A 13,684-nucleotide genomic window follows, 5' to 3' on the forward strand; every position below is an offset into this window, starting at 1 on the left:
GCGCGCGGGCCGACGTCAGGCGACGAGCTCGCGCACGCGCTCGACGTCGAGGCCCATCTGCGCGATGAGCGCGTCGACGCCGTCGAACTTCTCCATGCCGCGCACCCGGTGCGCGAACTCGATGCCGACGACGTGGTCGTACAGGTCGAGGTCGCGGTCGAGCACGTACGCCTCGACCTGCTTCTGGCGCACGCCCTCGAACGTCGGGTTGTCGCCGACCGAGATCGCGGCCGGATACCGCACCCCGCCGTCGACGAGCCAGCCGGCGTAGACGCCGTCGCCGGGGATGAAGCCCTCGGCGTCGGGCGCCAGGTTCGCGGTCGGGTAGCCGAGCTCGCGCCCGCGCTTGAACCCGTGCACCACGAGCCCGCTCATGGTCGGCACGTGACCGAGCAACTCGGCGGCGTGCTCGACCTCGCCGGCCTCGAGCAGCTCGCGGATCCACGTGGACGACACGCGCCGCCCGCCCTCGGGCACCACGTCGTCGACGACGACGACCTCGAAGCCGAGCTCCTCGCCCTGACGTCGCAGCAGCCCGACGTCGCCCTCGTTGCCGCGGCCGTAGCGGAAGTCGTGGCCGACGAGCAGCACGCGCGCGCCGAGCGCCTCGACGAGGTAGCGGCGCACGAACTCGTCGGCCGTGTTGGCGGCCAGCGCGGCGTCGTAGTGCAGGAGCACGGTCGCGTCGAGCCCCGTGGTGGCGAGCAGCTGCAGCTTCTGCCGGGTGCTGATGAGCTGGGGCGGGCACCGGTCGGGTGCGTGGAAGGCGGCGGGGTGCCGGTCGAAGGTGATGGCGACGGCCTCGAGCCGTCGCTCCTCGGCGATCTCGCGCAGCTTCGCGATGACCGCGCGGTGCCCCTGGTGCACGCCGTCGAACTTGCCGATCGTGACGGCCGAGGGCCCGTAGCCGTGCGGGATCGCGTCGAGCCCGTCGAAGGTCCTCACGAGCGGCCTCCCGAGGCGGCGCGACGGGCATCGGATGCCGCGCCAGGGGCCGGCGCCGCGGCATCCGTTCGCGGCGGGTGGGTGGCGAGCCACCACATGCCGAGGGGCGGCAGGACGAGCGGGATGAACAGGTAGCCCATGCCGAAGAACGACCACACGGTCGCATCCGGGAAGAGGTCGGGGCGGATGACGCTCAGCGTGCCCACGACGATGACGCCCGTGAACTCGAAGACGATCGTGACCCACGCCACCCGGTACGAGGTGCGGCCGGGGCGGACGAGCGCGATCGTCGCGATGACGTAGACGACCGCGGCGAGCGCCGACAGCGTGTACGCGAGCGGCGCCTCGTCGAAGCGCTGCACGATCTGGGTGAAGCTGCGACCGGTGGCCGCGAGCGCGAGCACCGCGTACACGGCGACGAGGACGCGGCCGATGCCGCTCATGCGGCCCGGCTTCGCGGCGGGCTCGGTGGTGCTGCGTGCGTCGCTCATGTCCGTCGATTCTCCCAGACCGTGCCTCACGCCTGCTGCACGGTCCAGATCTGCAGCATGCGGTACACCATCACCGCGACGGCGAGCGCGGCGACGCCGCAGACGACCGTCGCCCAGCGGCTGCGCTCGAGCAGTGCCCAGAAGGCGGCCGCGGGCGGCAGCAGCAGCGCGCTGATGAGGTACACCCAGAACTCGAGGAGGCTCCCCGTGGGCGGGTTGCCGGCGCCCGGTGCGATGATCGCGACGACGACCTGCACGACGAGCAGCAGCTCGACGAGTGCGAGCACGCCCAGCACGAGGTCGTTGGGCACGCGCTTCGCGAGCCCGAGCACGACGCAGAGCAGGCCGCCGGCGACGGCGACCGCGACCTGGACGTAGGCGAACCACTCGATCATGCGCCCTCCTCGGCGGGGAATCCGGTGACGACCTTCAACTGCGGCCCGCGGCGCTCGACGATCGCGACGAGCACGTCGCCGGGGCCGATCGCGGCGAGGGGCCCGTCGTCCGCGTCGGCGGGCGCGTCGATGCGCTTGCCGTGGCGGAGGTCGCGGGCCGCGTCGTCGTCGATCACGACGACGGGCAGGGCGCGGCGGGCCGCCTCGGCGGGGGCGAGTCGTCGCGCGGCGACGTCGAACCCCTCGAGGCTGCCGGCCTCGGCGACGTCGAACCGGCCGATCCGGGTGCGGCGCAGGGCCGTGAGGTGGCCGCCGACGCCGAGCGCGGCGCCGAGGTCGCGCGCGAGCGCGCGGACGTAAGTGCCCGACGAGCACGCGACGCGCACGTCCAGGTCGAGCCACCCGTCGCCGGCTCGCGTGTCGAGCAGCTCGAACGCGGTGACCGTGACCGTGCGTGCCTTCAGCTCGACCTGCTCGCCGTCGCGCACGCGCTGGTAGGCGCGCTTGCCGTCGACCTTGACGGCGCTCACCGCGCTCGGGACCTGCTCGATGACGCCGGTCTGCTCGGCCATGCGCGCCGTGATCGCCTCGCCGGTGACGGCCGCGATCGCGTCGGCGGGTGCGGCGGCGAGGGCCTCGCCCTCGGCGTCGTCGGTGGTCGTGCCCCACCCGAGCCGCACGGTGGCGAGGTACTCCTTGTCGAGCCCGACGAGGTGGTGCAGCAGGCGCGTCGCGGAGTCGACGCCGATCACGAGCAGCCCGGTGGCCATGGGGTCGAGGGTGCCGGCGTGGCCGACCTTGCGGGTGCCCGCGAGGCGCCGGATGCGGGCGACGACGTCGTGGCTGGTCATCCCCTGCGGCTTGTCGACGAGGAGGATGCCGCTGTTCACGCCGTACAGGCTAACAGCGCGAGCGGATGCCGCCGCCCGGGCGTCCTACGCTGGACCGGTGAGGATCGGCATCATCGGCGCGGGCGCGCTCGGCGGCACGTTCGCGGCGCTGCTCGCCCGCGCGGGCCACGACGTCGAGGTGACCGCACGCGGGGCCGGGCTGGAGGCGATCCGCGCGGAGGGGATCCGCCTCTCGGGCGGCTACGGCGACGCGCACGTGCACCCCGCCGCGGGTGAGCGCCTCACCGCGCGGCCCGATCTCGTGCTCGTGTGCACCAAGGCGCAGGACGCGGAGGCCGCGATCGCGGCGAACGCGGACACCGTCGACGGCGCGACGGTCGTCGTCGTGCAGAACGGCCTCGACGGCGTCGCCACCGCCGAGCGACTGCTCCCCCGCTCGACCTGCCTCGGGATGCTCTCGATCATCGCGGCGAACTACACCGAGCCGGGCTCCGTCCGGGTCACGACCACCGCCGCGAGCTACCTCGGTCGCGGCGACGGCGAGCCCGACGAGGAGGTGCGGCGCGTGGCCGCGCTGCTCTCGGAGGCCGTGCCGGTGGTGGCGATCCCGAACTTCCGGGGCGCGCAGTGGACGAAGCTCGTCGTCAACATGCTGAACGCGGTGCCCGCGATCGTGGGCCGCAGCGTGCAGGACGTCGTCGACGACCGGGCCCTCCGCCGCGTGGTCGCCGCGTCGATGCGCGAGACCGTGCGGGTGGGCATGGCCCGCGGCATCCGCTTCGGGTCGCTGCAGGGGCTCGGCGACCGGCGGCTCAGGTTCTTCGCGCGGCTCCCCCTGGCGCTCGGGCAGCTGCTTCCGTGGTCGATGCGCGTGCGCATGGGCGACGTGCCGAACCTCGGCTCGACCCAGCAGAGCCTCCGTCGCGGGCAGCCGACCGAGATCGACTTCCTGAACGGCGCGGTCGTGCGCGAGGCGGAGGCCTCGGGCCTGGACGCCCCGGTCAACCGCGCGCTCGTCGGGCTCGTGCACGAGGTCGAGCGCGCGGGCGCCCCGCTGACCGCCGAGCGCGTGACCGCCGTGCTCGCCGCTAGCCGCCGGCGCCGGCGGAACCGCCCGGCCGGGGCCGCGCCGGGTCGCCGAGGTCGATGACGACCTGGGCCTGCTCGCGCGGATCGGACTCGCCGTAGGCGATGACATCCGCGGGATCGACCGGATCGCCGTCGACCGCGATCCGCACGTCCCACAGGTCGCGCAGCCGGCGTCGGAGCAGGAACCGTCCGTCGAGCACGAGGAAGGCGTCGGCCGGGCCGGTGCGCCACTTCGGCTCCACCCACGCGTCGCGGACGAGGTCGAACGCGCTCGTGACGAACGCCGTCGACCCCGCCATGCGGAACGGGTCGACGAGCGTGCGCCGCAGGGCGGACTCGTCGATGCCGTAGCCGAAGTACCGCTCCGGGGTGTCGGGGCCGAACTCGGCCTGCGCCTCCCGCGAGCGGTGGAAGTCCTCGACGCTCGCGCGGAACACGGCGAGGTCCCGTTCGCGCAGCACGTCGGCGAGGTCGTCGCCGAGCTGCGTCTTGCCGCTGCGCACCGGGCCGTCGATCGCGACGATGACCCGGCCGCGCCCCGTGTGGGCGAGGAATCCGTCGGCCACCCGCCGGAGGAACGCGACGCGCGGGGTCGTGACCAGCTCCATGCTCCGAGCGTACGCCCGGGTCTCCCGTTCGAACCGGGTTCGCGCACTCGAACCGGTCCACTCCGTGTTTCGGAGGCCGGACGCCGGTTCCGGCGGAGGCGCTCGGGTCGGCAGCGGCGAATAGGCTGAGCGGATGCCGCAGCCCGCCGCCACCGGGGACGCCCCCGACCCGGACCGCCTCGCGCCGGCGGTCGTCGAGTGGTTCGCGCACGCGGCGCGTCCGCTGCCGTGGCGCGCGGCCGACGTGTCGCCGTGGGCGGTGCTCGTGAGCGAGTTCATGCTGCAGCAGACCCAGGTGAGCCGCGTGCAACCGCGCTGGGAGGCGTGGATCGCGCGCTGGCCGACCCCCGCGGCTCTTGCGGCCGAGCCGCCCGCCGAGGCGGTGCGCGCGTGGGACCGGCTCGGATATCCGCGGCGGGCGCTGTGGCTGCACCGCGCCGCGACCGAGATCGTCGAGCGCCACGGCGGCGAGGTGCCCCGCGACCTCGACGACCTGCTCGCGCTGCAGGGCATCGGCCCGTACACGGCGCGCGCCGTCGCGGCGTTCGCATTCGGCGACCGGCACCCGGTCGTCGACACCAACACGCGACGCGTCATCGCCCGCGCCGTCGACGGGCGTGCCGAGGCCGGTCCCCCGGCGACCGCTCGCGACCTGGCCGCGATGGAGCGCCTGCTGCCCGCCGACCGCGACGCCGCGCACCGCTTCAACGCGGGAGCCATGGAACTCGGGGCCACGGTGTGCACGGCGCGGACGCCGCGATGCGACGCCTGTCCCGTCGCCGACCTGTGCGCCTGGCGGGCTCGCGGGTACCCCGCCTACGACGGACCGCGCCGTACCCGACAGGCGCGGTTCGCGGGCAGCGACCGCGAGGCGCGCGGCCTCGTGATGCGGGAGCTGCGAGCGGCCCACCGCCCAGTCCCCGCCGAGGAGCTCCGCCGCGCGCTTCCCGACGACCCCGAACGGTTCCGTCGCGCGCTCGAGGGTCTCGTCGCGGACGGCCTCGCGGTCGCCTCGCCCGACGGGTACGCGCTCCCGCACGCCTGATCCGGGCGCGGCCCGCGCGCCGCGGCATCCGCTCAGCCGGCGAGCCCGACGAGCAGGTGGGCCTCGACGGGCGCGTCGCGACCAGCGACCTGCAGGTCGCCGAGCGGCTCGGTCACCGCCGCGTCGCCGAGGCGCGCCCGGGTGGCGGCGGCGATCGCCACGCCGCCCACCGGCGCGCGGTGCTCGATGCGCGAGGCAACGTTCACCGTGTCGCCGATCACCGTGTACGTGCGCCCGCCGCCCGTGCCGAGGATGCCGACGTTCGCGGTCCCCGAGTTGACGCCCACGCGGAACCGCGGCCAGTCGGGATGGGCGGCCGCCACCGCGCCCGTGGCCTGCTGCAGCGCCAGGGCGGCGCCCGCCGCGCGGTGCGCGTGCGATGGCCCGGATGCGGCATCCGCTTCGAAGACCGCCATGACCGCGTCGCCGATCAGCCGGTCGACGCGCCCGCCGAAGCGCTCCACGAGCGGCGGGATCGCGTCGGTGAAGTACGTGTTGAGCATCGCCGTCACCTCCGCGGGGTCGTGCGACTCCGAGAACCGCGTGAAGCCGGCGAGGTCGGCGAACAGCACCGACACGTCGCGCTCGCCGGCGGCCGTGTCGTGGGTGTAGAGGCCCGCCCACCGCTCCTCGCGCCACGACCGCTGCGCCGCGACCGCGATGATGACGAACGCGGCGAGCATGAGCACGTGCCACTCCCACCACGACAGGTGCCAGTTGCGGCCGAGGGCCACGGCCACCTCCGCCTCGGCGAGCAGCGTGAACGCCGCGGCGAACGCGAGCGGCAGCGGCGAGGCGGCGTGGCGCGGCATCCGCAGGTAGAGGACGACCGCGACGCCGTAGAGCACGAGTCCGACCACGGCGAGCGCCGCGAACGGCACGGCCATGCGTTCGGGCGGCGCCGCCGCGTCCAGGGGACCCAGCCGCAGCAGCGACACCGCCGCCCAGCCGAGCATGACGACGACGAGGCCGCCGACCAGCCACGGCGCGAGCCGCACCACGCGTTCGCCGCGCGCACCGTCGAGGTCGAGGCTCGACCACGCCGCGAACACCGCGGCGACGGTGAGTCCGACGGGCGTCGCGAGGGCGAACCCCGTGTTCGACGCCTCGAGCAGCACGCCCGGCGTCGCGAGCGCGTGGAGCGCGAGGAACCCCGCCGCGGCGAGGAACGACAGCGACACGAGCACGAGGCGCGCGTCGCGCCGCAGCCGTGCGGCCGAGCCGACGGCCCAGGCCAGGGCCGCGTTGATCGCCCCGGCGGCCAGCACGATCCAGAAGTGCGCGGGCTGGTGCTCCCACTGCAGGTCGAGCGCGGGCCGGGCGATGAGGAGCCAGAGCCCCAAAAGGGGCACGGCGAGGATGGCGGCGACGAGCGCGACGCGGCCCCCGGTCGGCGGCGGGGCCACCGGCCCGGTCCCGGGCGCGATGCGGGTCATGCCGCCCCGCTCTGCTCCCCCTGCGCCCGCGCCTCGGCGAGGTGCGCGTGCACCGCGGACACCACGACCGATCCCTCGCCGACCGCCGAGGCGACCCGCTTGACCGAGCCGCGGCGGGCGTCGCCGACCGCGAACACCCCGGGCAGGCTGGTCTCGTGCGCGCCCGGCTCGCGATCGAGCGGCCACGCGCGGCGACCGCCCTCCGCGACGACGTCCGGGCCCGTGAGCACGTACCCCCACCGGTCGCGGAGCACCTCGGGCGGCAGCCAGCCGGTCCGCGGCGCCGCGCCGATGAGCACGAAGAGGCCGCCGCAGGGCTCCTCGCTCGTGGTTCCCGTCTCGCGGTCGCGGACGACGATGCGCTCGAGCACGCCGTCACCGCCGCCACCCACGACCTCGGCGCGGGTGCGCACCGCGACGCCCTGCGCGGCGAGCTGGTCGATGAGGTACTGCGACATGCTGTCCGCGAGCGATTCGCCCCGCACCAGCAGGGTGACGGATGCCGCGTACCGGGCCAGGTGCAGCGCCGCCTGCCCCGCCGAGTTGCCGCCGCCGACCACGAAGACGGGCCGGCCCGCCATCCCCTGCGCCTCCACCGCGGACGCGCCGTAGAACACGCCCGCCCCCTCGAGCCGCTCGAGTTCGGGCACCCCGAGCCGGCGGTAGGACACGCCCGTAGCGAGCACGACGCTGCGGCACCGCACGGCGAGGTCGGGCGCGATGCGGACGACGTAGCCCTCGGCGTCGCGTTCGAGCCCCGCGACCTCGCGCGCGTGCGCGAACCGCGCACCGAACACCCACGCCTGCTGGTACGCGCGCTGGGCGAGCTCCGAACCCGAGATGCCGCGCGAGAAGCCGAGGTAGTTCCGGATGAGCGAGCTGGATCCGGCCTGGCCGCCGATCGACTCCCGCTCGACCACGAGCACGTCGAGGCCCTCGGATGCCGCGTACACCGCCGCGGCCAGGCCCGCGGGCCCGGCCCCGACGACCACCACGTCGGCGACCCGGTCGACGTCGACGGAGGTGTCGAGCCCGTAGGCGGCGGCGAGCTCGGCGTTGCCCGGGTCGACGAACGCGCGCCCGTCGAGCATGACCACCACCGGCACATCGGGCACCTCGTGGATCCCCGCTCGCTCCAGGCGCTCCCGCGCCCGAACGTCGGCGGGTTCGAGCCAGTCGTGGGGCACGCCGCCGCGCGCGAGCAGGCTGCGCAGCTCGTGCGTGCGCGCCAGGCCGGCCCGGCCGATCACCGTGACCTCGCGGGGCCGCAGGCCGATCGAGCGTTCCCACTCGAGCAGGAACTCGGTGATGGTCCGGTGGAAGTACTCGTCGGGCGTGTGCCACGGCCGGATGACGTAGTACTCCAGTTCGCCGGCGGCCATGAGCGCGAGGATCTCCTCGCGCACGCCCGCATCGCCCCACTGCCCCCACTCGATGAGGCGCCCGCGCCGCACATCGGGGAACCACGACCGCGCGACCGCGAACACGCTCCGCCCGCCGACGTCGCCCGCGCGGTCGGCGAGGATGAGCGCGAGGGTGCCCGCGCCGTCGACCAGCCGTTCGATCCGGCGGGCGGCCTCGTGCTCGTCGACGACCTCGTCGATGCGGTAGTCGGCGCCGTAGCGGCGGGCGAGCTCGGCGACGACGGCCGAGCGCGCGTCCGCATCGCGTGCGACGACGAGGATCACGGGTGGTGCTGTCGCAGCCGACATGCGCGCCTCCTCCGCTGCTCCGGGCAGCGATCGGGGGCAGTGTACCGCCGGGGCCCCGCGGCGGACAGGGGCGAACGGATGCCGCGGGGCCCCCGCCCCGCGGCATCCGTTCGTCGCCTTGCCGCCTCGTCAGCTTGCGGCGGCCTGCACCCGCTCGCGGTCGGCGTCGTCGACGTCGCGGAGGTCGAGGCCGCGCGTCTCACGGGCGGCCCACACCGCGACGAGCGTGATCGCACAGGCCACGGCGACGTAGACGGCGACGGGCACGCTCGAGCCGTACTGCGACAGCAGGCCCGTGGCGATGATCGGGGCGAGGGAGCCGGCGAAGATCGAGGTGACCTGGTAGCCGAGGGAGACGCCCGAGTACCGCATGCGGGTCGGGAACATCTCGGCCATGATCGCGGGCTGGCTGGCGTACATCGCCGCGTGGAAGGTCAGGCCGAGGGCGATGGCGAGCCAGATCACGACCGGCTCGCCCGTGTCCATCATCGGGAAGGCGAAGAACGCCCAGGTCGCCCCCGCCACGGCACCGAACGCGTAGATCGGGCGACGTCCCACCCGGTCGGAGAGCCGGCCCCACAGCGGGATCACCACGAAGTGCACGAGGTGCGCGCCGACGAGCATGAGCAGCGTGTTCGAGGTGCCCTCCTGCACGACCTGCGTGAGGTACACGATCGAGAAGGTGACGACGACGTAGTACAGGATGTTCTCCGCCACGCGGAGGCCCATCGCGGTGATCACGCCGCGCGGGTACCGCTTGACGACCTCGAAGACGCCGTACGAGGTGGCCTTCGCGGCCTCGCGCTCGGCCTGCATCTCGAGGAAGATCGGCGCGTCGGTGATCTTGGTGCGGATGTACCAGCCGACGAACACGATCACCGCCGAGAGCCAGAACGCCACGCGCCAGCCCCAGCCGAGGAACGCCTCCTCCGTGAGCGTGGACGACAGCACGAACAGCACCAGGGTCGCGAGGAGGTTGCCGACGGGCACGGCCGCCTGCGGCCAGCTCGCCCAGAAGCCGCGCGACTTCGCGGGGCTGTGCTCGGCGACGAGCAGCACCGCGCCGCCCCACTCGCCGCCGACCGCGAAGCCCTGCAGGAACCGCAGGACGACGAGGAGGATGGGCGCGAGGATGCCGATCTGCGCGTACGTCGGCAGGCAGCCCATGAGGAAGGTGGCGACGCCGACGAGGATGATGCTGAACTGCAGCAGCCGCTTCCGGCCGTACTTGTCGCCGAAGTGGCCGAACACGATGCCGCCGAGCGGACGCGCGATGAAGCCGACCGCGTACGTGAGGAAGGCGGCGATGATGCCGTCGAGCGCGCTGCCGGTCTGCGCGAAGAAGACGGTGCCGAAGACGAGCGTCGCCGCCGAGGCGTAGAGGAAGAACTCGTACCACTCGACGACCGTGCCCGCCATCGAGGCGGTCACGACGCGGCGGAGGCTCGACGCGGTCGGGTTCGCGCTCGCCTCCCGAACGGGTGCCTGGGTCATTCGATGCTCCTTTGCATGGACCACGGGGGATGTGGACGCGGTTCGCGTCACGGCCGAGTCTGGCCTGCATCGATACGCAGAGCCAATGGCGAGATCCGCATCGCAGATGTGCGAAACTGCACACCATGTCGCTGACGACTCCCCGCCGCGCACCCAGCGCCGACGACCTCATCGTGCTCCTCGCCGTCGCCCGCGAGGGCCGCTACACGAGCGCCGCGAGCCGCCTGGGGCTGAACCACACGACCGTCGCGCGCCGCATCGAGTCGCTCGAGCAGGCGCTCGGCGGCCGGGTGCTCGTGCGCGGCACCGCGGGCTGGGTGCTGACCCCGCTCGGCGAGCACGCCCTCGCGGCGGCCGAGGAGGTCGAGGCCGCCCTGCGGCGCCTCTCCCCCGACGCGCCGGCCCTCGGCGGCGTCGTACGGCTCTCCGCGACCGACGGGTTCAGCGGGTTCATCGCCGCGCCGGCGATGGCCGCCCTCCGGGCGCGGCATCCGGATGTCTCGCTCGAGATCGTCGCGGCGACGCGTCGCGCCGCCCAGCAGCGGGTCGGCGTCGACCTCGAGGTCGTCGTCGGCCGGCCGCACGTGCAGCGCGCGGAGGCGATCCACCTCGGCGACTACGTGCTCGGGCTCTACGCGAGCCGCGCGTTCCTCGAGAGGAACGGGACGCCGGAGACGCTCGACGACCTGGCCGGCGGGCCGCTCGTCTACTTCATCGAGTCGATGCTGCAGGTCGACGCGCTGGATGCCGCACGCCGGTCCACGCGCGGCATGGTCGACGCCGTCTCGAGCACGAACGTGTACGTCCACGTGGACGCGACCCGGGCGGGCGCCGGGTACGGGCTGCTGCCGGCCTTCCTCGCCGATCCGCACGAGGACCTCGTTCGCCTGTTCCCCGATCGGATCGAGGAGCGCCTGCCGTACTGGCTCGTGTGCCGACCGGAGGCCCTCCGGCAGCCCACGGCCGTGGCCTTCATCGCCGCCCTCCGTGCGCGCATGGCCGAGGCCGCCGACGCCCTGCTCGGGCGGTCGGCGGCCTCGTCGTCTGCGGACGGCTGACGCGGTCAGCTCGCCGCCGGCGCGTCGCGGTCGTCCTCGTCCCGCTCCTCGGCCTCGCGAGGCGTCAGGTACGGGTCCGGGTCGCCGGCGTACTGCGCCGACGCGGCGAGCGTCGAGGTCTCCGCGTCGCGCTGGCGCGCCTCGCGGAGGAGCTCCTCGATGTGCTCGGCGTTCTCCGGGATCGCGTCGGCGATGAACTCGAGCGTCGGGGTGAGCCGCGCGGTGATGTTGCGGCCGACCTCGCTGCGGAGCATGCCCGTCGCGGCCTTGAGCGCGAGCGCGGAATCGCGCCGCTCCTCGTCGGTGCCGTAGACGGTGTAGAAGATGCTCGCGTGCTGCAGGTCGCCCGTCACGCGCACGTCGGTGATGGTGACGAATCCGAGTCGCGGGTCGCGCAGGCCCTTGTCGAGCCGCTTGGCCACGATCTCCTTGATGCGGTCCGCCAGCTTCCTGGCGCGCTGCGGATCGGCCATGATTCCCTGCCTTTCGTCGTGGGGAAGGGGACGGGGCCCCGCTCATCGCGGTGACGAGCGGAGCCCCGTGCCGTGGGCTAGGCCCGCGGCTTCTCGCGCATCTCGATGGTCTCGATCTCGTCGCCGACCTGGATGTCGTTGTACTTGCCGAGGCCGATGCCCGCCTCGAAGTCCGTGCGGACCTCGGTGACGTCGTCCTTGAACCGACGCAGCGACTCGATCGCGAGGTTGTCGCCGACCACCACGCCGTCGCGGATGACGCGGGCCTTGGCGTTGCGCGTGATCGTTCCCGACCGCACGATGACACCGGCGATGTTGCCGAACTTCGAGGAGCGGAACACCTCGCGGATCTCGGCCACACCCGACTGCACCTCTTCGAACTCGGGCTTGAGCATGCCCTTGAGCGAGTTCTCGATGTCGTCGATCGCGTTGTAGATGACGTTGTAGAAGCGCACGTCGACGCCCTCGCGGGCGGCGCGCTCGCGCGCCTTCACGTCGGGGCGGACGTTGAACCCGATCACGATCGCGTTGTCGATCGTGGCCAGGTCGATGTCGCTCTCGGTCACCGCACCCACACCGCGGTGGAGGATGCGCAGCTGCACCGAGTCGTCGACCTCGATCTTCATCAGCGACTCCTCGAGCGCCTCGACGGCACCCGACACGTCGCCCTTGATGATGAGGTTGAGCGCCTCGACCTTGCCCTCCTCCAGCGCACGCGTGAAGTCCTCGAGCGAGATGCGCTTGCGGGCCTTCGCCAGCTGCGCGTTGCGCTCGGCGGCCTCGCGCTTCTCGGCGATCTGGCGTGCCGTGCGGTCCTCCTCGGTGACGAGGAAGGTGTCGCCGGCGCGCGGGACGCTCGAGAGGCCCTGCACCTGCACCGGGCGCGACGGCGTCGCGGCGGTCACCGGGTCGCCGTTCTCGTCGCTCATCGCGCGGACGCGGCCGTAGGCCGTGCCCGCGACGATCGCGTCGCCGACCTTGAGCGTGCCCGACTGGATGAGCACGGTCGCCACGGCGCCGCGGCCCTTGTCGAGCTTGGCCTCGATGGCCACGCCTCGGGCGTCCTTGTCGGGGTTCGCGCGCAGGTCGAGTCCGGCGTCGGCGGTCAGGAGCACCGCGTCGAGCAGTTCCTGGATGCCGATGTTCTCGCGCGCCGAGACGTCGACGAACATGACGTCGCCGCCGTACTCCTCGGCCACGAGGCCGAACTCGGTGAGCTGCTGGCGCACCTTGGCCGGGTTGGCGTCGGGCTTGTCGATCTTGTTCACCGCGACCACGATCGGCACGTTCGCCGACTGGGCGTGGTTCAGCGCCTCGACCGTCTGCGGCATGATGCCGTCGTCGGCCGCGACCACGAGGATCGCGATGTCGGTCACCTGCGCACCACGGGCTCGCATGGCGGTGAACGCCTCGTGACCCGGGGTGTCGATGAAGGTGATCGCGCGGTCGATGCCCTCGTGCTCGGTGTGCACCTGGTACGCACCGATGTGCTGCGTGATGCCGCCGGCCTCGCCGGCGACCACGTTCGCACTGCGGATCGCGTCGAGGAGGCGCGTCTTTCCGTGGTCGACGTGGCCCATGACGGTGACGACCGGCGGACGCGGCATGAGGTCCTCGTCGGTCTCGTCCTCGAGCTCCTGGTCGAGGTCGATGTCGAAGCCCTCGAGCAGCTCGCGGTCCTCGTCCTCCGGCGACACGACCTGGATCTTGTAGCCGAGCTCGGCGCCGAGCACCTCGAAGGTGGCCTCGTCGAGCGACTCGGTCGCCGTGGCCATCTCACCGAGGTGGAAGAGCACGGTGACGAGCGAACCGGGGTTCGCGTCGATCTTGTCGGCGAAGTCCGAGATGGACGCGCCGCGACGCAGGCGGATGACGGTGTTGCCGTCGCCGCGGGGGACGCTCACGCCGCCCAGCGACGGCGCCTCCCGCATCTCGAATTCCTGCCGCTTCGTGCGCTTCGACTTGCGGGCCTTGCTCTTGCCGCCGCCACGACCGAACGCGCCGGCCGTGCCGCCGCCGGGGCCGCGACCGCGACCGCCGCCACCCGCGGGACGCGGGCCGCCGAAGCCGCCGCCGGGCGCACCGCC

The 13,684-nt window shown here is 73.7% G+C and carries 13 protein-coding genes; 3 read left to right on the plus strand and 10 right to left on the minus strand.

The features are described from left to right. Nucleotides 1–15 precede the first annotated feature (15 nt). The 4 genes from AVP42_RS02785 to truB are packed head-to-tail and all read right to left on the minus strand — an operon-like array spanning nucleotide 16 to nucleotide 2,721. Nucleotides 16–945 carry a bifunctional riboflavin kinase/FAD synthetase gene (locus tag AVP42_RS02785; protein ID WP_067945895.1) on the minus strand — a complete coding sequence of 310 codons (930 nt, stop codon included), beginning with the start codon at nucleotides 943–945 and terminating at the stop codon, nucleotides 16–18. Further along, nucleotides 942–1,436 (minus strand): hypothetical protein, encoded by a 495-nt coding sequence (locus AVP42_RS02790; protein WP_067945897.1) that lies wholly within the window; start codon nucleotides 1,434–1,436, stop codon nucleotides 942–944. The genes AVP42_RS02785 and AVP42_RS02790 overlap by 4 nt, the downstream gene beginning before the upstream one ends. 26 nt (nucleotides 1,437–1,462) lie before the next feature. Next, a complete protein-coding gene (locus AVP42_RS02795; RefSeq protein WP_067945899.1) occupies nucleotides 1,463–1,831 on the minus strand; it encodes a hypothetical protein in 369 nt (122 codons plus the stop codon). Next, nucleotides 1,828–2,721, minus strand: coding sequence for a tRNA pseudouridine(55) synthase TruB (truB, locus tag AVP42_RS02800; protein ID WP_369798125.1), 894 nt, complete (start codon nucleotides 2,719–2,721; stop codon nucleotides 1,828–1,830). The genes AVP42_RS02795 and truB overlap by 4 nt, the downstream gene beginning before the upstream one ends. A gap of 58 nt (nucleotides 2,722–2,779) precedes the next feature. Between truB and AVP42_RS02805 the strand changes: the two genes are divergently transcribed. Next, entirely contained in the window at nucleotides 2,780–3,832 is a 1,053-nt protein-coding gene (locus AVP42_RS02805) for a ketopantoate reductase family protein (RefSeq protein ID WP_067945901.1), read from the plus strand. Here the strand turns inward: AVP42_RS02805 and AVP42_RS02810 are convergent. After that, complete coding sequence (locus AVP42_RS02810) at nucleotides 3,771–4,379, minus strand: hypothetical protein (RefSeq protein ID WP_067945903.1); 609 nt, start codon at nucleotides 4,377–4,379, stop codon at nucleotides 3,771–3,773. The two genes, AVP42_RS02805 and AVP42_RS02810, sit on opposite strands and share 62 nt — an antisense overlap. A gap of 133 nt (nucleotides 4,380–4,512) precedes the next feature. Between AVP42_RS02810 and AVP42_RS02815 the strand changes: the two genes are divergently transcribed. Continuing rightward, nucleotides 4,513–5,424: an A/G-specific adenine glycosylase gene (locus AVP42_RS02815; RefSeq protein ID WP_067945905.1), complete on the plus strand. Its 912-nt coding sequence runs from the start codon at nucleotides 4,513–4,515 to the stop codon at nucleotides 5,422–5,424. 32 nt (nucleotides 5,425–5,456) lie between these two features. On the opposite strand, the gene AVP42_RS02820 is transcribed toward AVP42_RS02815, so the two are convergent. From AVP42_RS02820 to AVP42_RS02830, 3 genes are all read right to left on the minus strand, one after another. Further along, nucleotides 5,457–6,860 carry an adenylate/guanylate cyclase domain-containing protein gene (locus tag AVP42_RS02820; RefSeq protein WP_067945907.1) on the minus strand — a complete coding sequence of 468 codons (1,404 nt, stop codon included), beginning with the start codon at nucleotides 6,858–6,860 and terminating at the stop codon, nucleotides 5,457–5,459. Then, the gene (locus AVP42_RS17020) at nucleotides 6,857–8,572 is read right to left on the minus strand and encodes an FAD-dependent oxidoreductase (protein WP_067945909.1); all 1,716 of its coding nucleotides are present in this window, start codon (nucleotides 8,570–8,572) and stop codon (nucleotides 6,857–6,859) included. Before AVP42_RS17020 ends, AVP42_RS02820 begins: the two co-directional genes overlap by 4 nt. Nucleotides 8,573–8,701: 129 nt before the next feature. Continuing rightward, on the minus strand, nucleotides 8,702–10,066 hold the full coding sequence (locus AVP42_RS02830) for an MFS transporter (protein ID WP_067945911.1): 1,365 nt from the start codon (nucleotides 10,064–10,066) through the stop codon (nucleotides 8,702–8,704). A 125-nt stretch (nucleotides 10,067–10,191) separates the two neighbouring features. On the opposite strand from AVP42_RS02830, the gene AVP42_RS02835 reads away from it, so the two are divergent. Beyond that, a complete protein-coding gene (locus AVP42_RS02835; protein WP_067945913.1) occupies nucleotides 10,192–11,124 on the plus strand; it encodes a LysR family transcriptional regulator in 933 nt (310 codons plus the stop codon). A 5-nt stretch (nucleotides 11,125–11,129) separates the two neighbouring features. Here AVP42_RS02835 and rbfA read toward each other — a convergent pair whose 3' ends face one another. Beyond that, the gene (gene rbfA / locus AVP42_RS02840; RefSeq protein WP_067945915.1) at nucleotides 11,130–11,597 is read right to left on the minus strand and encodes a 30S ribosome-binding factor RbfA; all 468 of its coding nucleotides are present in this window, start codon (nucleotides 11,595–11,597) and stop codon (nucleotides 11,130–11,132) included. A gap of 77 nt (nucleotides 11,598–11,674) precedes the next feature. Then, nucleotides 11,675–13,684: translation initiation factor IF-2 (gene infB / locus AVP42_RS02845; protein ID WP_067945916.1), on the minus strand; the 2,010-nt coding region annotated here is incomplete at its 5' end.

It is taken from the genome of Agromyces sp. NDB4Y10 (genome assembly GCF_001620055.1).
Classification (GTDB): Bacteria; Actinomycetota; Actinomycetes; order Actinomycetales; family Microbacteriaceae; genus Agromyces; species Agromyces indicus.

Coding starts and splice junctions, on each gene's coding strand:
- AVP42_RS02820 (WP_067945907.1), bottom strand. CDS start 6,860: ATGACCCGCATCGCGCCCGGGACCGGGCCGGTGGCCCCGCCGCCGACC.
- AVP42_RS02790 (WP_067945897.1), bottom strand. CDS start 1,436: ATGAGCGACGCACGCAGCACCACCGAGCCCGCCGCGAAGCCGGGCCGC.
- AVP42_RS02795 (WP_067945899.1), bottom strand. CDS start 1,831: ATGATCGAGTGGTTCGCCTACGTCCAGGTCGCGGTCGCCGTCGCCGGC.
- AVP42_RS02835 (WP_067945913.1), top strand. CDS start 10,192: ATGTCGCTGACGACTCCCCGCCGCGCACCCAGCGCCGACGACCTCATC.
- AVP42_RS02810 (WP_067945903.1), bottom strand. CDS start 4,379: ATGGAGCTGGTCACGACCCCGCGCGTCGCGTTCCTCCGGCGGGTGGCC.
- AVP42_RS02830 (WP_067945911.1), bottom strand. CDS start 10,066: ATGACCCAGGCACCCGTTCGGGAGGCGAGCGCGAACCCGACCGCGTCG.
- AVP42_RS02815 (WP_067945905.1), top strand. CDS start 4,513: ATGCCGCAGCCCGCCGCCACCGGGGACGCCCCCGACCCGGACCGCCTC.
- AVP42_RS17020 (WP_067945909.1), bottom strand. CDS start 8,572: ATGTCGGCTGCGACAGCACCACCCGTGATCCTCGTCGTCGCACGCGAT.
- rbfA (WP_067945915.1), bottom strand. CDS start 11,597: ATGGCCGATCCGCAGCGCGCCAGGAAGCTGGCGGACCGCATCAAGGAG.